The sequence below is a fragment of the Kineococcus haloalkalitolerans genome (assembly GCF_050871905.1).
Classification (GTDB): Bacteria; Actinomycetota; Actinomycetes; order Actinomycetales; family Kineococcaceae; genus Kineococcus.
Genome location: NZ_JBJLSH010000002.1, coordinates 11,084 through 33,320, shown reverse-complemented (window position 1 = coordinate 33,320; position 22,237 = coordinate 11,084). Strand labels below are relative to the sequence as shown.

Annotated in this window: 19 protein-coding genes; 9 read left to right on the top strand and 10 right to left on the bottom strand. The window is 72.7% G+C overall.

The features are described from left to right. Positions 1 to 13 precede the first annotated feature (13 nt). The 4 genes from ACRYMY_RS01120 (at position 14) to ACRYMY_RS01105 (ending at position 3,742) form a co-directional block, all read left to right on the top strand. A complete protein-coding gene (locus ACRYMY_RS01120; protein ID WP_432545427.1) occupies positions 14 to 868 on the top strand; it encodes an MmyB family transcriptional regulator in 855 nt (284 codons plus the stop codon). A gap of 93 nt (positions 869 to 961) precedes the next feature. Then, on the top strand, positions 962 to 1,918 hold the full coding sequence (locus ACRYMY_RS01115) for an NADP-dependent oxidoreductase (RefSeq protein WP_432545426.1): 957 nt from the start codon (positions 962 to 964) through the stop codon (positions 1,916 to 1,918). Next, on the top strand, positions 1,915 to 3,312 hold the full coding sequence (locus ACRYMY_RS01110; protein ID WP_432545425.1) for an FAD-binding oxidoreductase: 1,398 nt from the start codon (positions 1,915 to 1,917) through the stop codon (positions 3,310 to 3,312). Before ACRYMY_RS01115 ends, ACRYMY_RS01110 begins: the two co-directional genes overlap by 4 nt. Beyond that, the gene (locus tag ACRYMY_RS01105; protein ID WP_432545424.1) at positions 3,305 to 3,742 is read left to right on the top strand and encodes a nitroreductase family deazaflavin-dependent oxidoreductase; all 438 of its coding nucleotides are present in this window, start codon (positions 3,305 to 3,307) and stop codon (positions 3,740 to 3,742) included. Before ACRYMY_RS01110 ends, ACRYMY_RS01105 begins: the two co-directional genes overlap by 8 nt. Before the next feature lie 38 nt (positions 3,743 to 3,780). Here the strand turns inward: ACRYMY_RS01105 and ACRYMY_RS01100 are convergent, their stop codons facing one another. The 3 genes from ACRYMY_RS01100 to ACRYMY_RS01090 form a co-directional block, all read right to left on the bottom strand. Further along, positions 3,781 to 4,122, bottom strand: coding sequence for a hypothetical protein (locus ACRYMY_RS01100; protein ID WP_432545423.1), 342 nt, complete (start codon positions 4,120 to 4,122; stop codon positions 3,781 to 3,783). Further along, on the bottom strand, positions 4,119 to 4,358 hold the full coding sequence (locus ACRYMY_RS01095) for a hypothetical protein (protein ID WP_432545422.1): 240 nt from the start codon (positions 4,356 to 4,358) through the stop codon (positions 4,119 to 4,121). Before ACRYMY_RS01095 ends, ACRYMY_RS01100 begins: the two co-directional genes overlap by 4 nt. Before the next feature lie 67 nt (positions 4,359 to 4,425). Next, complete coding sequence (locus ACRYMY_RS01090) at positions 4,426 to 5,376, bottom strand: alpha/beta hydrolase family protein (protein WP_432545421.1); 951 nt, start codon at positions 5,374 to 5,376, stop codon at positions 4,426 to 4,428. A gap of 96 nt (positions 5,377 to 5,472) precedes the next feature. On the opposite strand from ACRYMY_RS01090, the gene ACRYMY_RS01085 reads away from it, so the two are divergent. Together ACRYMY_RS01085 and ACRYMY_RS01080 are read left to right on the top strand one after the other, a co-directional pair. Continuing rightward, complete coding sequence (locus ACRYMY_RS01085) at positions 5,473 to 6,042, top strand: TetR/AcrR family transcriptional regulator (protein ID WP_432545420.1); 570 nt, start codon at positions 5,473 to 5,475, stop codon at positions 6,040 to 6,042. A gap of 141 nt (positions 6,043 to 6,183) precedes the next feature. Further along, entirely contained in the window at positions 6,184 to 7,002 is an 819-nt protein-coding gene (locus ACRYMY_RS01080) for an alpha/beta fold hydrolase (protein ID WP_432545419.1), read from the top strand. 104 nt (positions 7,003 to 7,106) lie between these two features. Here ACRYMY_RS01080 and ACRYMY_RS01075 read toward each other — a convergent pair whose 3' ends face one another. Further along, the gene (locus tag ACRYMY_RS01075; protein ID WP_432545418.1) at positions 7,107 to 8,066 is read right to left on the bottom strand and encodes a cell wall-binding repeat-containing protein; all 960 of its coding nucleotides are present in this window, start codon (positions 8,064 to 8,066) and stop codon (positions 7,107 to 7,109) included. Between the two features lie 202 nt (positions 8,067 to 8,268). On the opposite strand from ACRYMY_RS01075, the gene ACRYMY_RS01070 reads away from it, so the two are divergent. Further along, positions 8,269 to 9,303 carry a cell wall-binding repeat-containing protein gene (locus ACRYMY_RS01070; protein ID WP_432545417.1) on the top strand — a complete coding sequence of 345 codons (1,035 nt, stop codon included), beginning with the start codon at positions 8,269 to 8,271 and terminating at the stop codon, positions 9,301 to 9,303. Positions 9,304 to 9,358: 55 nt separating this feature from the next. Here the strand turns inward: ACRYMY_RS01070 and ACRYMY_RS01065 are convergent, their stop codons facing one another. Continuing rightward, a complete protein-coding gene (locus tag ACRYMY_RS01065) occupies positions 9,359 to 9,799 on the bottom strand; it encodes a MerR family transcriptional regulator (RefSeq protein WP_432545416.1) in 441 nt (146 codons plus the stop codon). A 77-nt stretch (positions 9,800 to 9,876) separates the two neighbouring features. Between ACRYMY_RS01065 and ACRYMY_RS01060 the strand changes: the two genes are divergently transcribed. Then, complete coding sequence (locus ACRYMY_RS01060) at positions 9,877 to 10,731, top strand: SDR family oxidoreductase (protein WP_432545415.1); 855 nt, start codon at positions 9,877 to 9,879, stop codon at positions 10,729 to 10,731. Positions 10,732 to 10,839: 108 nt separating this feature from the next. Here ACRYMY_RS01060 and ACRYMY_RS01055 read toward each other — a convergent pair whose 3' ends face one another. The 3 genes from ACRYMY_RS01055 to ACRYMY_RS01045 all read right to left on the bottom strand — a co-directional run bounded on the left by ACRYMY_RS01055 (position 10,840) and on the right by ACRYMY_RS01045 (position 15,700). Further along, complete coding sequence (locus ACRYMY_RS01055) at positions 10,840 to 11,244, bottom strand: hypothetical protein (RefSeq protein ID WP_432545414.1); 405 nt, start codon at positions 11,242 to 11,244, stop codon at positions 10,840 to 10,842. Between the two features lie 232 nt (positions 11,245 to 11,476). After that, positions 11,477 to 12,385 (bottom strand): CARDB domain-containing protein, encoded by a 909-nt coding sequence (locus ACRYMY_RS01050; RefSeq protein ID WP_432545413.1) that lies wholly within the window; start codon positions 12,383 to 12,385, stop codon positions 11,477 to 11,479. Between the two features lie 177 nt (positions 12,386 to 12,562). Further along, a complete protein-coding gene (locus ACRYMY_RS01045; protein WP_432545412.1) occupies positions 12,563 to 15,700 on the bottom strand; it encodes a fibronectin type III domain-containing protein in 3,138 nt (1,045 codons plus the stop codon). A 342-nt stretch (positions 15,701 to 16,042) separates the two neighbouring features. Here ACRYMY_RS01045 and ACRYMY_RS01040 point away from each other — a divergent pair, with 342 nt between their 5' ends. Further along, positions 16,043 to 17,134, top strand: coding sequence for a TolB family protein (locus ACRYMY_RS01040; protein ID WP_432545411.1), 1,092 nt, complete (start codon positions 16,043 to 16,045; stop codon positions 17,132 to 17,134). 164 nt (positions 17,135 to 17,298) lie between these two features. Here ACRYMY_RS01040 and ACRYMY_RS01035 read toward each other — a convergent pair whose 3' ends face one another. Then, a complete protein-coding gene (locus tag ACRYMY_RS01035; protein WP_432545410.1) occupies positions 17,299 to 17,883 on the bottom strand; it encodes a hypothetical protein in 585 nt (194 codons plus the stop codon). Between the two features lie 1,303 nt (positions 17,884 to 19,186). After that, positions 19,187 to 21,877 carry a beta strand repeat-containing protein gene (locus ACRYMY_RS01030; RefSeq protein ID WP_432545409.1) on the bottom strand — a complete coding sequence of 897 codons (2,691 nt, stop codon included), beginning with the start codon at positions 21,875 to 21,877 and terminating at the stop codon, positions 19,187 to 19,189. Positions 21,878 to 22,237: the final 360 nt, after the last annotated feature.

The following is a 22,237-nucleotide window of genomic DNA, read 5'->3' as shown; positions in this document are numbered from 1 at the left end:
GCATGCTCGCCCCGTGGAGCAGGACGGGTTCGGCGCGGCGCTGCGGCGCCTGCGGGAGGCCACGGCCCCGGAGACCGTCGGGCTGCCGGCGGGCCGGCGGCGGACGCGGGGCCTGCGGCGCGAGGAGCTCGGCGACCTGGCGGGCATGTCCGCGGACTACGTGCGCCGGCTGGAGCAGGGCCGCAGCCACCCGTCGGCCGCCGTCGTCAACGCCGTCGCGCGGGCGCTGCGGGCCGGGCGGGCGGACTACGAGCAGCTGTGCGCGCTCGCCGGGTACGCGGCCGCCGAGGGGCGGGTGCCCACCGAGCTGGGCCCGGGCGCGACGCGGCTGCTGGAGCGGTTCGCGGACACCCCGGTGGTCGTCTACGACGCCGCGATGAACGCCGTCGCGGCCAACAGCACGTTCCTGGCGCTGGAGCACTGGGACCTCACCGGGGAACGCTGGGAGTGGAACGTCGCCTGGCGGACGTTCTGCTCCCCCCTCGGCGGCTTCCGGCAGTCCGCGGCGGACGCCAGCGACCGCGAGGCGGTGATGGTGGCGCGGCTGCGCAGCGCGGTGCTGCGCTACCCGGCCGACGCCCCGCTGGCTGACCTGGTCGACGAGATGCGCACCCGCAGCTCCCTGTTCGACACCCTGTGGCGCGCGCCGCGGCCGGTGGACGCCTACGAGAGCAACGCGGCGTTCACCCGCTCGAACGGCGAGACGCTCACGCTGATGGGCAACTTCATCGCCATCCCCGGCGACGACCTGGCGGCCGTGATGCTGACCGCGGCGCCCGGTTCGGCGGACGCGGTCAAGCTCGCGGAGGTCGTCGGCGCGGTCGACGGCCCGGCGGTCGTGAAGGTGGGCCATCTCGGCCCAGGATGAGCGCGCCGCGACCTGCGAGGTTCGTGTCGTCCCCAGGACCGCGGAACAGGTCCGCGGAGCTTCCTCGGGGACCTCGAAGGAGCAGGTGCAGCGATGAAGGCAGTGCGTTTCCACCAGGTCGGCGGCCCCGAGGTCCTGCAGCACGAGGAGGTCGAGCAGCCCGTCCCCGGTCCCGGTGAGGTCCTGGTGCGGGTGGCGGCCTCGGCGTTCAACGCCGCCGACAACGGCATGCGGGCGGGGTTCCTGCCCATCCCGGTCGTGCTCCCGCACGTGCCCGGCTACGACGTCTCCGGCACGGTCGAGGCGCTCGGCGAGGGCGTGGACGACCTGGCGGCCGGGGACCCGGTCGTCGGGTTCCTGCCGATGGAGCGCGACGGCGGTGCCGCGGAGTTCGTCGTGGCCCCCGCCCAGGCGCTGGTCGCGGCGCCCGCGAGCGTCCCGCTGGCCGACGCGGCGGGCCTGCCGTCGGTGGCGCTGACGGCGTGGCAGGCGCTGTTCGACGAGGGCGAGCTGACGGCGGGTCAGCGGGTCCTGATCGTCGGGGCCGGGGGTGTCGTCGGCAAGTACGCGATCGCCCTGGCGAAGCGCGCCGGCGTGCACGTCGTGGCGACCGCCAGCCCGCGCAGCGCCGACGCGGTCCGCGCCGCGGGCGCCGACGAGGTCGTCGACCACACCCGCACCGACCTGCTCGACGCCGTGCAGGAGCAGGTCGACGTGCTGGTCAACCTCGCCCCCCTCGACCCGGAGGGGTTCACCGCCCTGGTGGCGCTGGTCCGCGACGGCGGCGCGGTCGTCAGCACCACCGCGTTCATCCCCACCCCCGGCGACGAGTCCCGCGGCGTGAGCGCGAGGACCGTCTTCGTGAAGCCGAACCGCGAGCGCCTGGCGGAGCTGGTGTCCCTCGTGGACTCCGGCGTCCTGACCCTGGAGGTCACCCGCCGCATCGCGCTGGCCGAGCTGCCCGCCCTGCACGCCGAGGCCGCCGCCGGCCGGATCCCCGGCAAGGTCGTCGTGCTGCCGGGGGACGCCTCCACCGCGGAGCGGTCGTGACCACGGCCACCGTCGCCCGGTCCGTCCCCGACCTCGCTCCCTTCTCCCCGCCCGGCAGTCCGGAGTACACGGCGGCGACGACCGCCTACCAGCTGGCCGAGCCGGTGGACCCGGTCGCCGCGACCACCGCCCGCAGCGTCGAGGACGTCGTGCGCGCCGTCGCCACCGCCCGCCGCAGCGGGCTGCCGCTGCGGGTCAGCACCACCGGGCACGCGGCGGGCCGCACCGGTCCGCTGGCGGGGTCGCTGCTGCTGCGACCGCTGATCGACGGACCCGTGCGCGTGGACCCGCGCACCCGCACCGCCCGCGTCCCGGCGGGGCGCACGTGGGGCGAGGTGCTGCCGGAGGTGCTGCCGCACGGGCTGACCGCCCTGCACGGCTCCTCCCCCACCGTCGGCGTCGTCGGCTACCTGCTGGGCGGCGGCGTGAGCTTCTACGGCCGGCGGTTCGGGCTGGCCGCGAACGCGGTGCGCTCGCTGACGGTCGTGCTGGCCGACGGGCGGGTCCTGGAGGCGAGCGCGGACGAGCACCCGGACCTGTTCTGGGCGCTGCGCGGCGGCGGCGGAGGGTTCGGCGTCGTCGTGGAGGCGCAGGTCGACCTCGTGCCCGTGCACGCCGTCGTCACCGGGCGGGCCGTGTGGGACGTCGCCGACGCGGCGCGCCTGGCGCCGCTCTGGCAGGAGTGGGCGCGCACGGCCCCGCCGGAGATCAGCACGAGCCTGCGGGTGCTGGACCTGCCGCCGCTGCCCGCGCTGCCGCCGTCGCTGGCCGGCCGGCGCGCGCTGGTCCTGGACGGCGCGGTCACCGCCACCACCGCGGGGGACCTGCCGGCCGCGCAGCGCACCGCGGAGGACCTGCTGGCCCCGCTGCGCGCGCTCGCGGAACCCGTCGAGGACACCTGGGCACCGGCCGCGCCGGGCGCGCTGGCCCACGTCCACCTGGACCCGCCGGACCCGGCGGCGTTCCGCTCCGACACCGCGCTCGTGGGGGAGCTGGACGACGCGGACTGGGCCGGGTTGTTCGACGCCGCGACGGGTCTCGTGTCGCTGGAGCTGCGGCAGCTCGGCGGGGCGATCGCCGACCCGCCGAGCGCCGGTGGCGTCGTCGACCGGTTCGCGGCGCCCCTGCTGCAGTACGCGGTCGGCCCGGCCGGCGCGGACACGGCGTCGCGTCTCGCGGCGGTGCGCGAGGTCCTGCAGCCGCGCCTGACGGGCAGGACCGCACCAGGTTTCGTGGACCGGCCCGACCAGCCGCAGCGCAGCTACGACGACGAGACCCGCGCGCGGGTCGAGGGCGTGCGCCTGGCGGTCGACCCCGGCGGCCTGTTCGCCGGTGACGTCGCGCCCGTGCGCGACCGAGCGGCGCGCGAGGAGGGGGTGAGCGGCCGTGGCTGAGCAGCCGTCGCTGAACGAGCGGGTCGTCGCGGAGTTCCGCGCGAACGGCGGCCGGGTGGGCGGGCCCTTCGCCGGGATGCCGCTGGTGCTGCTGCACCACGTCGGGCGCACCAGCGGCCGGGAGTTCGTCACCCCGGCCGCGTACCTGCCCGTCGAGGGGACCGACGACGCCGTGTACGTGTTCGCCACGAACGGCGGCGCGGCGGAGAACCCCGGCTGGTACGCGAACCTCGTCGCGGCGGGGACCGCCCGGATCGAGCGGGGCACCCGGACGGTCACGGTGTCCGTGCGTGAGCTGACCGGTGACGAGCGCGACGCGGTCTACGCCGAGCAGGTCCGCCGCGCTCCCGGGTTCGCCGAGTACGAGCGGGCGACCGCGGGTGTGCGGGTCATCCCGGTGCTGGAACTGGTTCGCACCGGGACGGGGTGAGCGGGCCGGCTACCCGCTCCCGGGCGGGCTCAGTCTGCCTACCCGCGGACCAGTCGCTGCTCGATGGCCTCGCGCAGCCACTGAGCCGGTGTCACACCTTGGCGCGCCGCAGCCGCGCGCACCGCGTCGTCCACGTCCTGCGGGACACGCGTCGACAGCCGCGGCGAGTGTCCGCTCGACGTCGTCCCCAACGGCGGGCGACCGCGGCGCAGCTGCGGTGGCCCCGAGCGCTCAGCCTCGTCCGCGAGCTCGTCGAAGTAGGCGTCGTCGTAGCGACGGCCGCTCGGGTCGCGTGCAGCGTCGATCGACGGGTCGAACTGCGCCTCCTCGGCCACGGAGACGACACCGCCGGGCAGACGCACCTGGTCCTTCGCGCTCATCGGTCCTTCCTCTCTCGCAGAGCCACGGGCATGACGTGCACGAACATGAGGAGCTCCTCCTGCCACACCGCCATGACTTCCAGCACCCGGCCGCCCTCGTCCGGGCCGACCCACCACAGTTGAGGGTCGCGGCCGGGCACGTGGTGGACCACCGGGACCGCGGTGCGGACGACGTACTGGGCAGAGCCTCGGCCGACGCGGTGGCGGCGGGCGCTCCGCACCCAGATCATCCTCACCGGTCAATTGTGTCACCTTTTAACAGGTGACACAATTAGTTTCGCGCTTGTGATCACCCGACTGAGGTCACCAGCGCGAGACCGCAGGAACCGGCGACGCCTCGACGTCGAACACGCCAGGCCCACCGGCCTCTCGGCTGCGCCGGGCACGCTCCTCGACCTCCCGCCAGGCGGTGCCGTCGCCGGTGAGGACGTCGAGCAGGTGGGCGGCCACGGCGTCGGCGACGAGGGCGACGCGGTCGGCGTCCTCGTCGGTGGTCTCGCGCACGGCCTCCCCGGCCAGGCCGCCGAGGGTGTGCTCCCCCTCGGCGATCGTGAGCAGGCGCGTGGGGGCGGGGCTGAGGACGTGGGCGTCGGTGAACCAGTCCGGCCCGCGGGTGGACAGGGCGGAGTCGTCCCGGCCGCCGGCGACCACGAGCGTCGGGGTGGTCAGGGTGGAGAAGTCGGGGCGCATGAACGGCAGGTGCTCGCGCGCGAACGCCGTCAGGCTCTCGCCGGTGCCGGGGGCCGCGAGGAGCGCCCCCGCCCGGACGGCCGGGTGGCGGAAGTCCTCCTCCGGGTCGCCGGCGGGCGGCAGGACGCGGGCGCCGAGGAGGGCTCCGGTGCTCTGACCGCCCCAGGAGTGCCCGGCGACGGCGACCCGCGCGGGGTCGGCGCGGCCGGGCAGGCCGGGGACCTGCTCGAGGAGGTCGCCGAGGTGGTCGAGGACGGCGTGCAGGTCGGCGATCCGCGTGCGCCAGATCCCCGGGAACCGGGGGTCGTCGACGCCGATGCCGTACCGGCGCGAGTCCAGGTGGGTCGGCTGGACGACGACGAACCCGGCGGCGGCCCAGCGGGCGACGAGGGGGCCGTAGCCGTCCATGGACCAGGCGTTGCCGTGGGAGAACACGAGGACGGGCAGGTCGCGGCCGCCGGCGGGGGCGGTGACCTTGACGTGCAGATCGGCGCCGCGCCCGGTGCTGGGGACGAGCAGGGGCGCGACCGCGACGAGGCGGCGGGCGGGGGCGGGGGTGGGCACGGTGGGTCCTCCGTGGGGGGTGCGCTCTGCCAGACTCGGCGGAGCATCGTTCCGCGAACGTTAGCGGAACACTGTTCCGCGAGCAACGGAGACCCTGTGACCCCCACGACCGGAGCGCGGCAGGCCGGCGCGCAGCGCAGCCGGGAGGCCCTGCTGACCGCGGCGGCCGCGGTGTTCGTCGAGTCCGGCGTGCAGGCGCCCGTGCGCACCGTCGCCGAGCGCGCCGGGGTCGGCGTCGGCACCGTCTACCGCCACTTCCCCACCCGCGCCGACCTGGTCAGCGCCGTCTACCGCCACCAGGTGACCGAGTGCGTGGACCTGGCGGAGCGGCTGCGCACGCAGCCGGTCCGGCCGGTCGAGGCGCTGGAGCGCTGGGTCGCCGCCTTCCTCGACTTCCTCGTCACCAAGCACGGCCTGAGCGACGCCCTGCGCTCGGAGGACCCCGCCCTGGCGAACCTGCACGCGCTGATCCTCGACGAGCTGGTGCCCGCCTGCGACGCCCTCCTGCGCGCCGGTCAGGACGCCGGGGAGGTCGACCCGGACGTCGCGGCTCTCACGCTGCTGCGCGCGGTGGGGAACCTGGCCGTCCTCGGGCCCGGGTACGGGCGCGAGGAGGCGCGGGCGATGACCGTCCGGTTGCTCGCCGGTTGCCGGACGTCCCCCTGAGGTCACCGGACGTTCTCCGGAGAACCGACGCGTTCCGCTGACGGGCCCGCCCGGAGGTGGCACTCTCACCTGCGCGCACCGCGATCTCCGGGTTCCCGGCACCGGCGCGCCCGCAGGCAGGCCCTTCGAGAGGAGTCCCCCGTGCCCTTCGTCACCACCCCCGACGGCGTGGAGATCTACTACACCGAGGCGGGGTCGGGTCAGCCGATCGTCCTCAGCCACGGCTGGCCGCTCAGCTCCGACGCGTGGCAGGTCGAGCTGAAGGTGTTCTCCGACGCCGGCTACCGCGTCGTCGCCCACGACCGCCGCGGCCACGGCCGCTCGGAGAAGACCGCCGTCGGCCACGACATGGACACCTACGCCCGCGACCTCGCGGCGGTGGTCGAGGCGCTGGACCTGCGCGACGTGGTCGTCATGGGCCACTCCACCGGCGGCGGCGAGGTCGTGCGCTACGCCGCCCGCTACGCCGACGGCCGGGTCGCCCGGGTCGTCACCTTCGGCGCCGTCCCCCCGCAGATGGTGAAGTCCGAGACGAACCCCGACGGCCTGCCGATCGAGGTGTTCGACGGCATCCGCGAGAACGTCCTGAAGGACCGCTCGCAGTTCTGGAAGGACCTGGCGGAGAGCTTCTTCGGCGCGAACCACGGCCGCGACGTCTCCCAGGGCGAGAAGGACGACTTCTGGCGCCAGGGCATGTTGGTGAACCTCGTCGCCGCCTACGACTGCGTGAAGGTGTTCTCCGAGACGGAGTTCACCGACGACCTCAAGGCGCTGGACGTGCCGGTCCTCATCGCCCACGGCGACGACGACCAGATCGTGCCCATCGGCGCCTCCGCGCTCAAGGCCGCGGAACTGGTGAAGGACGGGACGCTGAAGGTGTACCCGGGCGCCCCGCACGCCGTCCACGGCGACTACCGCGAGGCCCTGCACCGCGACGTGCTGGCCTGGCTGGCCGGCTGACGAGGCGCGGTCGCACCAGGAGTGGAGCGTTCCGGTCGTCGGAAGGCGTGTTCCACAACCGGAACGCTCCACTCGCTCCCGCCCGGTGCGGGTCCCGCCGCGGGTCAGGAGGGGCGCGCCGCGCCCACGAACCACCGGTCGGCCGGCTGGCGGCGGTCCAGCTCCGCGCGGGTCTCGGCGGGGGTGCTCGTCGCCCCCGTCAGCAGGAGGGGCGCGTCGATCTGGGCGGCGAACGGGCCCGCGGCCAGCGCGTCGGGGTAGTTGTCGCCGACGGCCAGGACGGCCGCGGTGGACCCGTCGAAGAACCGCCGGCCGACGGCGACGGCGGTGTCGTAGCGCGTGGCGCCGCCGAGCCGCTCGAACGTCGCGCCCTGGTGGCCGAGGGCGCGGATCTCGTCGAGGACGGCGTCCGAGACGGCACCCTCGCCGCCGAGCACGAAGAACCTGCTCGGCGACAGGCCGAGCGGGTCGCCGGGCGCGAGGGCCTCGGCGACCGGGGCGGGCAGGCGGTCGCGGCCGACGAGGAGGATCGGCGCGCCCTGGTTCCCGGCGGCCGCGGCACCGGCGAGCGCGTCGGGGTAGTTCTCGCCCGTGGCGAGGAAGACGGTGTCCGGGTCCTCCCACAGGACCTGCGCCGCGGTCACGGCGGTGTCGTAGCGGTCCTGCCCGGACAGGCGCAGCACGAGGTACCCCAGCCGCCCCAGCTGCGCCTCCACCGCCGTGCTCACCGAGCCGGTGCCGCCGACGAGGTAGACGGCGAAGGTGTCCAGGCGGGCGAGCTCGTCGATCGTGGCCTGCGGCAGCGCGTAGCGGCCGGTGAGCAGCACCCGGCTCTGGTCGGCGCCCGCGGCGGCGCTGGCGGCCAGCGCGTCGGGGAAGTTCTCCCCCGTCGCCAGGTAGACGGGCGAGTAGAGGCTGCCCTCGAACGCCTGCGAGACCGCGCTCGCGGTGGCGTACCGGTCGGGGCCGAACAGCCGCTGGTCCGCCGCCTGGGCCGGCAGCGCGGTGCTGAGGCCGAAGGCGCCGGCGAGGGTGAGGGCGAGCAGGGTGGAGCGACGGCGCACGGGGGAACTCCTGGTGTCCTGGACGGCGGGCGTGCGGTGTGGCGGCGGCCACCCGCCGAGCCTGACGGACACGACGCGGTCGCGACCCGCGGTGCGCCGTCCGGTCACCGTCCTGCCGAACCGCTTGACGCGCAGTAGTGGCGTGACCACTTGATGGTGGTGGTGCCCGCACGCGCGGGCCGGGAACCCGGAGGAACCACTCGTGAAGAAGCTGTTCGGCACGGCGGGTGCCGTCGCCACCGCCGCCGTCGCCCTCGCCGTGGGTGTCGCACCCTCCGCGTCGGCGGCCGGGACGGAGACCGTCACGGCGCGCTGCTCGGCTCAGCTGCCGATCACCCACCCCGGGTGCGGCCGCGCCTACGTCGGAGCCCCGCTGCCCGACGGCGCTCCCGACGAGCACCTGTCCGGCCCGGACCGCTGGAGCACCGCGGTGGCCGTCGCCGAGCACGGCTTCCCCCGGGCCGACGTGGTCGTGCTGGTCAACGGGGAGAACGCCCACCTGGTCGACGCGCTCGGTGCCGCGCCGCTGGCCCGCTCCCTCGCTGCGCCGCTGCTGCTCACCTCCCGCGACTCCCTGCCCGCGGCGACGAGCCGGTTCCTGCGCGAGCGCGCGGTGCGGGCCGTCCTCGTCGTCGGCGGGGACGCCGCGGTGTCACCGGCCGTGGAGTCGCAGCTGCGCGAGCTCGGCGTCGGCAGCGTCGGCCGGGTCCGCGGCTCGGACCGCTACGCCACGTCCCGCGCGGTGGCCGCGCTGGTGCCGGCGAGCACCCACGCCTGGGTCGCCTCCGGGGAGACCCGTCACCTGGTGGACGCCCTCGCCGCGAGCGGCCCCGCCGCCCGGCTCGCCGAGCCCGTGGTGCTGGTGCCGCGCGACGGTGACGTGAGCGCCACGGTGTCCGAGCTGCGCGCGCGGGGGATCACGTCGACCTCCGTCGCCGGCGGTGCCGCCGCCGTCTCCGACGCCGTCCTGCGCCAGCTCCCCTCCCCCGAGCGCCTGGCCAGCGACGACCGCTGGTGGACGGCCCTCGTGGTCGCCGACGCCGCCGTCGAGCGCGGGGTGCGCAGCGACGACAACGTCCTCGTCAGCGGGGAGGACGGACACCTGGTCGACGCGCTCGCCGGTGCCACCCTCGGGCGGGTCACCCTGCTGATCGGGGACAGCGAGGACGCGGTGTGGGCCGTGGAGAACTGGGACGCGGTCTACCCCAGCACGCGCCGGGTGTCCGTCGGCGGCTGAGGCCGCGGACGACGCTGACGGTCGGGGGCCGCGTGCTGCGGCTCCCGACCCCCGCTCAGGCGACGTCGCGCGCGGCCCCGGGTTCCACGCAGGGCGCGGGGGTGCCCGCCCACAGCTGCCCCGCGGTGCCGTCGGCCAGCCGCGCGGCGTACAGGTCGGCCTTGGCGGCGATCGCGTCGCGCGCCGCGAGGAGTTCGGCGACCTGCTGCTCGACGTGCTGCTGGTGCGCGCGCAGCAGCTCGTAGCGCTCGCGCTCGTTGCCCTCCCCCGCACGCACGAGGTCGGCGTACTCGCGGATCGTCGGCAGCGGCATGCCGGTGCCGCGCAGCCGCGCGCACATGCGCACCCACTCCACCTCGAACGTCCCGTAGCTGCGCCGCCCGGCGGCGTCGCGGGCCACCGGGTGCACGAACAGGGCCTCGCGCTCGTAGAAGCGCAGCGTGTCCACGCTCACCCCGGTGAGCGCGCTGACCTCTCCGATGCTGAACCGCTCCACGGCACCACTGTACGAACGGGCGGGACCGTCCTGCGAGGGTTGACCTGGAGTCGGCTCCAGCTCCTAGCGTCCCCGCCATGACACCGATCGACCTCGCGGACACCACCTGGATCGTCACCGGAGCTTCCAGCGGCCTGGGCCGCCTGACCACCGAGCGCCTGCTCGCGGCGGGGGCGCGCGTGGCGGCCGTGGTGCGCCGGCCGGACGCCCTCGACGACCTGGGCGACGACGCCGGGGACCGCCTGCTGGTGGGCGTCGCCGACGTCACCGACGCCGCGGCCGTCCGCGCCGCGGTGGACGAGGCGTTCGCGCGGTTCGGACGCGTGGACGTCGTCCTCAGCAACGCCGGCTACGGGTTGTTCTGCGCCGTGGAGGAGGCCTCCGACGAGCAGGTGGAGCAGCAGCTGCGCACCAACGTCCTCGGCTCGATGCACGTGGTCCGGGCGGCGCTGCCGCACCTGCGCCGGCAGGGCGGCGGGCGCGTCCTGCAAGTCTCCTCGGCCGGCGGGCAGACGACCTACCCGAACTTCAGCTACTACCACGCCTCGAAGTGGGCGATCGAGGGTTTCTGCCAGACCCTCGCCCTGGAGACCGAACCCTTCGGGATCGCCACGACGATCGTCGAACCCGGCGCCACGGGCACGGGTTTCGCCGCGGCCCTGGTCACCGCCCCGGTGCTGGACGCCTACGAGGACACCCCGGCCGGTCACGTCCGCCGGCTCGTCACCTCCGGGGAGTTCCCGGTGCCCGGTGACGCCGGGAGGGTCGTGGACGCGGTGCTGGACCTGGTCGCCAGCGGGCGGACGCCGCTGCGGCTGCCGCTCGGCCCGGACACGTACGCGGACGTGCGGGCGGACCTGCGGTCGCGGCTGGAGGAGCTGGAGGCGCAGCGGGAGGTGGCGCTGTCCACGGCGGCTTCGGCTGGCGCGTGAGCGAGTGGAGCGTTCTGGTCGTCCCGATGGCGTCTCGACGACCGGAACGCCCGCTCGCGACACCAGCGGGCCTGGTGGAGCACACCGCTCGGCGCAGCCGCGCCGGGCTCAGCCCGCCCCGATCAGGGGAGCGAGTCCTCGGGCGATCTCCCGCGCACGCGGCAGGTCACGCGCCGCGGCAGGACGGCGCACCTCCAGGACGCCCTCGCGCGCGGCCGGGTCGCTGACGTCCAGGACCACCGCGCGCCCGTCGACCAGCATGGCGTCCAGCAGCCGCTCGGCATCGGCGGCCGCCGCGACGACCCGCGAGCGCAGCAAGTGCCCGACCGCCGTCGTCCGCGCCAACCGCAGCAGCAGGCTCTCGTCGTCCAGGTGGTGCAGCTCGGGGCGGCGCAGCAGGACGCGGGCGAGCGCGCTGATCTCCGCGGGGCTCGCGGGCCGGACCGCCCCGCCCGCACTGGCGCCCGGGCGCACGGCCGCGTTGACGCTGATCGGTCGGTGCTGGCGCCCCACGGCGGTCTCCTCATGAGCATCAGGCGCTCACGCCCACCGTGAGCCGTCCTGTCTGTTCCTCACACATCGGCGGGCGCGGGTGGTCAGGTGATCGACCATCCGGGCGCTCCCCGTCCGGGTGCGTGCGAACACTGGGCAGGAAGGGGCGACAAGGAGCCTCGCTCGTCTCATGGGCAGCGATCGCCGCCGGGGCCGAGGGCGCTGACACGCCGGCGACGCCGACCGGCGCGCGTCACCGCATGTCGAGCTCGACGTCCACCGGGGTCACGACGGAGGCGATGACCCTGCCATCGAGGTGGACGCGGGTGGTCGTCAGCTGCGTGACGTGCAGGTAGTCCCACCCGGGCTCGGCGCCGGCGGGGCAGCGCAGGTCCCGCGGCGCGTACTGCTGGTACTTCTCGATGGACGTCAGGTCGAAGCCGTGAGCGACCACGCGGACGGGTGCGGTGGAGGCCGGCACGTCACCCTCACCGGACCTGCCCCACGGGGTGCCGGTGCCGTAGGTGGTGTTCCCCGCCCCGGTGCGGAGGCCGTACCGCTCCGTTCCGGGGACGAGCGCGCCGTCCGGGGCGAAGCAGGCGAGGTAGGCGTCGCCGCTGGCACCGTTGGTCAGGCCGGTCGCCACGTTCATCGGCGCTGCGGTGACGACGGGCGTCCCGCCGTTCAGGCGGGCAGTGAGACCGCTGGCTCCGGTGACCGTCACGGTGCGGGTGTTGTTCGCCTCGTCGGACTCGGCGATGCGGCGGGCGTCGTCCACGAAGGCGACGACGCTGCTCACCCCGGCGGTGACCGGCCAGGAGGCCGACCCGCGCGGGCCGCTGTTGGCGGTGAGGGTGACGGAACCACCCGGCGGCAGGCTGCTGCGCCAGGTGTCGGACCAGGTGACGGTGGAACCGCGCACACCGAACCCGACGCCGTGGACGACGCCCTCCGGCGTGGGGGCGTTGCCGCGGTTGGTGACGGTGGCGGTGAAGGTGACGCCCTGCCCGGCGATCGGCGTCCGCGGCGCCCACTTCACGTCGGTGACGACCAGGTCCGGTTGCGCCGGAGCCGCGGACGAGGGGCCGGCGACGGCCACCCCGGCGATGACGACGCTGGCCAGGACAGCACTGAGCTTCTTCATGGTTACCCCCACGCTCACCGCGAGCGATCACTCACGGTGAGCAGGGACACTACGCCGCGTGCTTCTCCTGCTGCGCCCCTCCGCGGAGGGCCGCGCACTCGCTGCGCGCCAGCCGAGGTGGTGGAACGCGCGAGTGGAGCGTTCCGGTCGTGGTGCAGGGCTTCGCACGACCGGAACGCTCCACTCGGGAAGGAATCAGCGGGCGCTGGTGGTGACCGTCCGGGTCGCGAACGAGTACGTCATCGACCCGCCCTGGAAGTCCTGGCGCACGCCGCCGGGCACGGGGTACTCCCCCGAGCGCGGGTACCCGAGCCGGCCGTTCTCCCAGCCGGCCGCCGCCCACGCCCGCCGGATCTCCCCCTGCACCACGTGCGCCCCGGTCGCGGGCGACCAGTAGACGGCCCCGCCCTGGAACGCGGTGAACGCCCCGCCGCGCAGCGCGACCTCACCGGTGGTGGGGAAACCGAGGAACCCCTGCACCCCACCGCTGGCGGTCGAGCGGTCCAGGATCGCCCCCCGCACCTCGTGGGCGCCCGTCGCCGGGGACCAGGCCAGCACACCGCGCTGGAACGCCTGCACGACCCCGCCGCGCACGGGCCGCTCCTCCCCCACGGGGAACCCGACCGGGGAGGTGTTCGCGCCGAGCCGACGCCACTCGGCGAGCACGTCGCCCTTCACCACCTGGGCGCCGCCAACCGGCGTCCACCACACCTGCCCGCGCTCGAAGGTCGCGTACGCGCCACCCGGGACGGGGACCTCGCTGCTGGTCGGCCAACCCAGGGAGCCGGTGCGCTCGCCGTCCGCGCGGTAGCGGGCCAGGATCGCGCCCTTGACGTTCACGGTGCGGCCGTCGCGGGTGTAGTCCGCGGACCCGTCGGCGCGGACGACGACCGGCGGCGCCGAGGGCGCGGGGGTGCGCGTGGGCGTCGGGGTCGGCGTGCGGGTCGGCGTCGGCGCGGGTGCCGTCGTGCGGGTCGGGGTGGGGACCGGTGCGGCGGTGGGGACGGGAGCCGGGGCCGGGAGCGGAGCCGTGGTCGGAACCGGCTGGCTGGTCGTCGGCGGCGTCGTCACGGGCGTCGTCACGGGCGTCGTCGGGACGACGGGCGGCGAGAAGGTCACCGGGTCCGAGGGGACCGACTCCGGGCTGTTCCCCGCCGCGTTGGACGCCGTGATGGCGAACGTGTACGAGCCAGCGAGGGTCATCGGCAAGGTGGTGCTGGTGCCGCTGGACGCCACCGTCCGCACGAACGCGCCGTCCTGGTGGACGTTCACGCTGTACCCGAGCACCGGACTGCCACCGTCGGCGGGGGCGGTCCACGTGAGGGTGACCGTCGAGCCGCTCAGCGTCGCGACGGGTTTGGCGACGCGAGCCGGCGGGGTGGCCACCTCGTACCGGACGTCCCCGCTGCGGACCTCGTCGCCCACACCGACGGCGTTGACGGCCCGCACTCCGAACGCGTACGGCACGTTCGCGTCGAGCGTGAAGCTGGTGGAGGTGCCGGTGACCGTGCGCGGTGCCTGTGCGACACCGTCCCGGTGGGGAGTGACGGTGTACTCGGTGACCGGACTGCCGTTGGCGGACGCCGCTGGCCACGACACGCTCGCCGTGGCCCCGACCGCCGTGGCCGTCACGGACGTGACGGCGGACGGCCGGTCGGAGGGGACGACGGCGGCGCTGCGGCTGCTCTCCGCGCCCGTGCCGACGCCGTTCCGGGCGGTCACGGTGAAGGTGTACGTGGTGCCGTTGGTGAGGCCGGTGACGCGGGTCGACGTCGCGGTGGCCGCCACGGTCTTCGCGAGGCCGGGCTGCGCGACGCCGTTCACGTACGGCGTGACGACCTGATCGGCGATCGGGGAACCGTTCGCCGCGCCCACGGTCCACGAGACGTCGGCGGCGCCGGGCGCGCGGTTCACGGAGGTGATGGAACCGGCACCGGGGACCGACACGGTGGCCGGGTCGACGACGCTCTCCAGGCTCTGGCCGATGGCGACCTTCACCCGGGCCCGCTGCCCGTCGTACGAGAGGGTCTGGACCTTGACGTTCCCGCTGACCGAGGTGAAGACCTGATCGGTCTTCAGGCTCCAGTCGTAGCGACTGGTGCCGTAGCTGGTGTCGAGCACCATGGACGCGCCGGTCTGGGAGATGTCCGGGCGGGTGATGCGAACGCCCTTGGCGGGCTCGCGCCAGAAGGCCGCCGCGCGGTTGTCACCGGGCGAGTCCCCGCGCAGCTCCACGAAGTACCGGACGTCGTTCACCGGGTCGACCACGGTGAGACCGTGGGTGCCGCCCGTGGCGCGCACGGGCAGGGCGGCGACGTCGTACACGCCGCTCGCGGTGACGGACCTGATCCCACCGGCCGTCACACCCAGCCGGTGCTGGAGCGCGACGCCCAGGTTGCCGTGCCCGACGGTGTCACCGCTGTAGGACATGACGTCGAAGAGGTCGCCGTAGGGAACCCGCTCCATCGTGCAGTCCGGGCACCCGCACACCCCGTTGCCGGCGGCGACGTCCGCCGACGCGGAGCAGTACACGGCGTTCGCGTGGCCGAGCGACATGTTGTGGCCGAGCTCGTGCGCCCACAGGGACGACTCGATGTCCGTGACGTACAGCCGCCCCGCCGAGTTGACGCTGGAACCGATGGTGCCCTGGCCGTAGGCCTCGCACGCCCCCGAGTCGAGAGCCTTCCGTGGCGTGACGACGATCAAGTGCTCGCGCGGGTTGTTCGCGTTGAACCCGGTCCTGGCCGCGGCCTCGCCCCACAGGGCTCCGGGATTCGAACAGGGTTGGGACGCCTGGTACCAGTCGACGACCGGGGAGGCCAGGGTGAACGTCAGCTGGCCGTCGGTCTGCGCGCTCCAGTAGTCCGAGGCGGCCTGCAGGGCCTCCTCGGCCTGCGCCGTCGTGAAGCGGACGTCGTCCTGGGTGACGCCCGCCGGGACCGCCATGGCGATGCGCACGGTGTGCGGCACAGCCGCCTTGCCCAGCTCGGGCCGGGGTTCGTCGGTGGGCTCCACGTCGACGAGGGACAGCACCTGCAGGACCTCGGCGTCCGCGTCGCGCACCCGCAGCTCGACGAGCGTCCCCGGTTCCAGGGCGGTGACCCGGGCGTCGGTCACCTGCTGGTACACCGACGGCTCGGTCTCCAGGTAGGTCTCGACGTCGCCGTGACCGGCACCCGTCTCCGCGGCCAGCTTCACCACGGTGCCGTCGACCAGTTCGCCGTGACCGGCGGCGTGGGCGCTGCCGGGCGGCAGCAGGACCACGGCCGGCAGCACGGCCGCCAGCCAGCCGAGCGATCGGCGCTTCTTCACCTGGACCTCCGAGGTCGACACGTCTCAGCGGTCCGTCGGCGGTGTCGTTCACCACTTGACGAGCGGGTGGACCGGTCGGGTGAGGTCTTTCCCCAGTCGGACGAACCACTTCGCCGGACCGGGGCGGGCGCGGGCCCGACCTGCTAGACGCCTGGGGAGCCCGCCTCCCTCGGAGCCGTTCGCCCGGACGGGTGATCGGCTCCCGCTCGCTCACCGGCTCTGCTGGGATGAGGCCGACGGACCTGGGGAGGCGCGGTGCGGGCTGGACGGGTGGGACCGGGCGCGCTGGCGCTCGCACTGCTGGCGGGGTGCGCGGCACCGGGTGGTGGACCGGCGGCACCGGCCGCGGCACGAGGTCCGGTGGTGGCGTTCACGGGCCACACCCCCGGTACCGGCGGGGCGGTCCTTCTCGCGGTGGACACCGCCACGAGGGAGCAGCGTGAGGTCGCCCCGGAGGGGGCGAGTGAACTGGCCTGGTCGCCGGACGGTGAGCGCTTGGCGTGGATCGGCTGGGACGACGTCACCGGGGGCGGCACAGCGCGGGTGGCCGGCCTGGACGACGAGGTGAGCGACCTGCCGGGCGGCGGTGACGTGCGCGGGCTGGCGTGGGCGGGCGACGGGACGCTGGCGCTGCTGCGCCGCCCCGCGGCCGGCGGGCTGCCGGAGCAGGACTGCGCCTTCCCGGACGCGCGGCGCGCCATCCGGCTCGAGGTGGTGCTGCGCTCCACCGACGGGTCGGAGCGGGTGTTGACGACGGCGGCGCCCACGGCGCGCGAGCTGACGTGGTCGCCGGACGCACGAACCCTGCTGTGGACGGAGAGCGGCCCGGACGTGTGCACGGGCGTGGACTCGCAGGTGTTCCTCGCCGACGTGGGCAGCGGTGCCGTGCGGCAGGTGAGCGGGGAGTCGCAGCGCGCCGGGGGCGCGCAGTTCACCCCGGACAGCCGGACGGTGGTGCTGTCCAAGAGCGATGGCCTGGGCGCCGACCTGGTGCTGGTGGACGTCGCGTCGGCGACGTCGCGGCGCCTGCTGACGCCTGGGGTGTTCGAGCTGCGCCACGCCCTGTCCCCCGACGGCACCCGCGTCGCGGTCGAGCGCTGGGCTGAGGAGGACCGGGAGTCCCGGATTGTGCTCCTGGACCTGGAGGCGCACGTGGTGCGGGACGTGGCCCCCGCGTTCGACCTGACCGACGCCATCGCCTGGTCACCCGACGGGACGTTCCTGGCGGTGGCCGGTTCGATCACGACGCCGTGGTGCGAGGGGCCGTCGTGCGACGTGGCCGGCGCCGACCCGGCCGTGTGGCGGGTCGGGTTGGACGGGCGGGTGGACGTGCTCAGCGAGGACGGGTCGTTGGGGACCGATCAGTTGGCGTTCGCGCCGTGGTGGCCGGCCGGGCCGTCGGCGCAGCGGCGGGAGCGGCTAGTGAACAGTGGACACTTAGGTATTGGTCGCTAGAGGCACCAACCTGCCTTCCTGTTTCGTCAGTGCAGAGAAGGCAAACTTGGCTTCCGTAATGAGCGTTTGTCAGCAACAATTCTCCAGTTGACCGCGGATAATGCTTGCAATCACTCCAGCCGCCTTGATGCTCGGCAGCGGGGAAGCATGCCCTCAGCAAAACCTTACTTGTTATCCGACCAGCCCTTTAGCTCATCAAAATCCTGAGATTCTTCAACAATTTTGTCGACCCAGGAGGTGTCCCGATCGACTGACCCAGGCTTTGGCACCTCGAGGATGCCGAAGTGGCCGGCAAGTTTTCGCTCATTCTCATACAGTCGCTCCCCTAGCTCGTATAGCGCATCCTCGTAGAGGCTCCTACCCACGGGATACTCTGTAAAGTTCAGATATGTTGCGCAATCACGTTCCATCGCGAGAAGGATGCTATGAGCCGCCGCCTGCTGCATCGATAAGCCGCCGCGTACCTCGTGCAGCATGTTACGAACGTTCAAAACGGAAGTGTTGCACCTCGCCAGGTCCTGATCATCTTTCTGGACAGGCATACGAACCCGCAGGGGCTCAACCTCAAAGGCCCTCCGGTTAGCGATGAAAGAAATCAAGTTTTGAATCGAGGTTTTGTCGTATCGGTCGACATCTTTTCGCTTGCTTCTCCTGTCGTAAGCCAAGCTGGCGGCGACACCTAAAGCCGTGGCGAAGAATCCAGCAATGAAACTGGATGCCGTGGCTACGGAGAATGAGAGAACATCCATACCGAGACTCCTCAGTCGTTCAATGTTGCCGCTTGTTGCTTTCCTGGATCGACGGCCTACGCTTCAAATCAACTGATAGTGGCACAACAAGAGCGACCGGCATGAAATTTGCGGTAACGGCCACGCAGCATGCCGATAAAGTGGCGTTTAGCACCAAATTTTGGCACTGCCGGCGGCGGCCCGGTCTCGGCGCTAATCAGGGAGGTGTGGAGGGAACATCCGAGCGGAAAGTGAATCTCGCTAACGCTTCTCCCCTCAAGCCTAAGAGCACGCCGTATCCCATCGTGCCCGCCTCGACATGCCCGCGCTCACCCTGCACACGGTCACCGACTGGTGGGCTACCGTTCGCCGCAGATGTGGACACCAGTCCCGGCAGCGGGCTGCCTCCGGCAGCAGCACGTGCTGGTAGTACGGCCCATACCGCGCCACCTTGGCCAATCTGGCCCATGACGCCCAAGCCTCGGTCGACATGGCGTACCGTTACCTGTACGAAGGCCTGACGGTAATCACCGCCCACGACCCGGATCTGCATTTTGCTCGCGGCGCGACAGCGGGGCTTGAGCCGCCTTCATTTAGACGGAGCATCCAGCCTCACCGACCGGGCCGCTGTCCGTCCCGGCGCACGCTACAACCTGGCGTGCGCCGCGGACTCGTCTCGCCGACGCTTTGCGCATTCAGTGTTTGCGACCCGACCGGTACAGCCTCCCGCCAGTGCTTGCGGACAATAGCTACATCAGCGTCGGAGTCCGGGGGGCGGGTTCTTGACCGACGTCCGACTGGCGGTCGAGGACCGGACCGCACCTACAACCGCCGCGACGCCGCCCTACGGACATCCGCGGAGTGGGCAATCTACCTGCTGGGCCACTGGCGCACATCCGGGCACGTCATGCACGGCCCAAGCGTCATTATCAAGATCGCAGCCGCGGCCCTGCCCTCACCCACCTTCACCCGCCTTCAATCACCAACCCGATGGGAAAATTGCATCGGCACGCAGCAGTTGTCATCTTCGCTGCGCATCTGCGAACTACACTGCTAGGTGAGGCGGCCAATGATCGCCTATTAGAAGGACCATCCCGCTGCCGCAACACTTTCGCTCAATACGGCACACCCAAGACGCCGCCACATAAGCAGCCGGCCAGAAGGCTTGTCGCGCAAGGCGAATGCAGCACCGCAGAAAGCTGAACTTCAGCGCAGGGCCTTTCAGCAACCTCGCCCGGAACTGAACTCTCAACGATACTCAACTTGTCTCACAAACAAATGTTGGGCCCCTCGAAAATCGAGGGGCCCAACATTCGTGACTACGTCAGCTGCTGATGGTAGCAGTGACGGAGCTCGGCGTTGCGGCGGTTCCAGTAACATCCAAGAACTTCGCCGCACCCTGCGCCGTGAGGGCCACGCTCAACGGACCCGCGATAGCAACGGGGTCACCAGCAACGTCGACAGTAATAGTCGTCGAAGCAGTCGCAGCGGTAGTCGGCGCACCGGTGGACTGACCCGACGCCGTAGTCGTGGTGTTGGGAGCAGTCAGGACACTGACATTGAAGTCGCCAGTCGCCGGGGAACCCGTGAAGTACACCGGACGGTTGAACGTGAGGGTCACCGTGGCGACAGCGCCAGGGGCCTGACCATTGACAGCCGCCAGCTGCGCTCGGGCGGTGTTCGCAGCGGTCGCCAGGCGGAACTCCGTCGTGGTGCCGTTGTCGACGACCTGAATGGTCCCCGTCTGCGTGCCGTTCGCGATGTTGGACAGCGCCGCCGAGAACTGCGGAAGCGTACGCGTCTCCCCGTTCACGAAGTACGCGGCCGTGGTGTTACCCGCGTAGAACGTGGCGTCCGAGTAGTCCAGGTCGTCAGCCAGCAGAGCGTTTGCACCGGCGTTCTGGACGTCGAGCGTGGTCGCACCGACATTGACGCCCACCACGTTGCCCGTGAGGCTCTGGTTCGTGACCGAGACGGAGCCAGCGGTGTTGCTCGGCGCGTCCGGCGCCTGAATAGTGACACGGTCACCGGCCGTGAGTGCCGCCTCGAACTCCGCAAGAGTTGCAACACGGCCATCGACGATCAGGGTGTACCCCGTGGTGACGTCGACCGTCGGACTGGTCAGAGTGCCCGAGTTACCCACGTAGAGCGCCAGCGAACTGGCGGTCTGCCCCTCCGGAAGCACCCCGATGACCGGCGTCGGAGCCGAATTGGTGAGGGCCACTGTGGCGACGCCACCACTACGCGCATAGGTAACGCGGTCGCCCGCGGACAGGGCGCCATCGAACTGACTGAGAGTTGCAGCCGCGCCATCCACGGTCAGCCGGTCGGTCGACGACACCACAAAGGCAGTGTTCGCCGCGCTGGCGGGGTCATCGCCCAGCGTCGCGCCGGCCGCGGTGATGATGGTGAAGGAGTTGGCCGCAGTCCTAGCGCCAACCGTCCCGGAAACCGTCTGGTTGGTCAGTGCGATCGTGCGAGGCGCGGAGAGGGAGGCGCCCGTGCCCGAGATGGTGACAGTGTCACCCTCGTTGATCTCGGCATTGAAGCCCGTGACGGTCGCGGAGGTGCCGTTGACGGTGTAAGCCGTGTACGTACCGGAGTAGTCGATGCTCCCACGGAGAACCACACCGGTGACCGGCTCGATAATGTCGAAGGTGGTTGCCGTCGTGTTCACGTTGCCGACCAGCCCGGAGGTGTAGTCAGCAGGGGCGCGGTCGACGAGCCGGTAGGTCGTGCCGTTGGCGCCCCGCTCGATGGTGAGCTCGTCACCGAGAGAAGCAGCAGCCGCAAACGCGCCGACCGTAGCCGTCGTACCGTTGACAAGGAAGGTGTCGGCCTGAGTGAAGGCGGCGTCCGACTGGCTGGCGGCGGCAGGGTTCGCGTATCCGAGGACCCCGTTGGCGACGCGCGTGACGTCCGTGACGATGAAGGCCGCGGGAGCCTCCGGCACGTCGCGGCCGGCGTCCTGGGCCGCCGTGATCACCGTGTCCGCGATGGCCGCGCGGCCACCGAAGGCAGCAGCGGCCTGCAGGGTCGCCGCGTTGTCGGTGAGGTAGCCCTCGGCAGCCGCGCCCAGCACACCGGCGCTCTGCGTCAGCAGCAGCGGGAACTGGTTCGCACCCAGCCACTGGGCGCTGGCGAGCGCGTCGGCGGAGTTCTGGATGTTCGCGGCGATGTCACCGCGGGCGATGCCGACGCCCTCGTTCGAGAAGCCGAGGTTCGCGACCGCTGCGTTGGCGATGGCGACCGCGGTCTCCTGGCCGGAGGCGCCCGAGATGCGGGTGTTGACGGTGAAGCCAGCCGCGCGCAGGTCGGTCTCGACCTGGGCCGGGACAGCCGCGGTGCCACCGAGGACGGTGACGGAGGTGATGCCGGCGTCCTCGACAGCGGCGATCCACTCGGCGTTGACAGCGCCCGGGACGGGCAGGATCGGCACGCCGTTGGCGTAGGCGATCGGGCCAGCGGCCAGAGCGTCGGCCGGGTTGCCGAACGCGCGGACCAGGTAGGCCGACGTCGGAGCGTCGTCCACCTCGGACAGCGCGGACAGGATGTCCAGCGAGGTGCCGACGCGGTCGGCGCCCGAGAAGCGCTCGACGGTGTAGTCGGCCTCGAGGGCGGTCTGCTGCGCGGCGCTGACGGCGGCGGTGCCACCGACGATCCAGACGTTCTCGACGCCCAGGTCGGCGAGCGCCTCGGCGGTGGTGGCGTTCAGCGTGCCCGCGTCGGTGAGCAGGACGGCGGCGCCGACCTCACCCGCGATGGCGGCGGCCGACAGGGCGTCGGCGGGGCTGTACGCGTTCACCAGGACGGCGTCGGTGGTGCCGTTCTCGAAGGTGGCAGCGGCGATGTTCGCGGCGGTCTCGAAGCGGTCCGCACCCTGGACGCGCTCGACGGCGAAGTTCTCGTCAGCGAAAGCAGCGGTGGCGGTGAGGCCCACACCAGACAGGCCCACAAGAGCCGCGACGCCGGCCCCGATACCACGCCGGCGCAACCGGGAGGTTGCTGCGGTCACGATTGCCTCCAAGGCAGTGTGAAGTGATGTATCCCCCCCTGGGGGGCCGGCTCAGATCGAGCCTGCGTCGCCGTACTGTCCGCTACTCAGCGGAGTCCCCCGGTGACAGAGACGAACGTACACGAGAGTCACATCAGCAACACCAGGAGTGACGATCCGATCTGGGCTCCTACGGCGTGTCGCAAGCGCGACACGCTGTGTGACCTGCGGTTTTGTGTTTGGTGTGTAAATATCACAGTTCGGTAACGGTGGATCTCCACGGGCTCCGCAGCGTGCAGTCACCCGGACGGACTAGTCACAGCGGATGGAGTCACCGTCCACGCGGGGGCTCGGACGGGTGGGGTGCGTGTGGGTGATGCG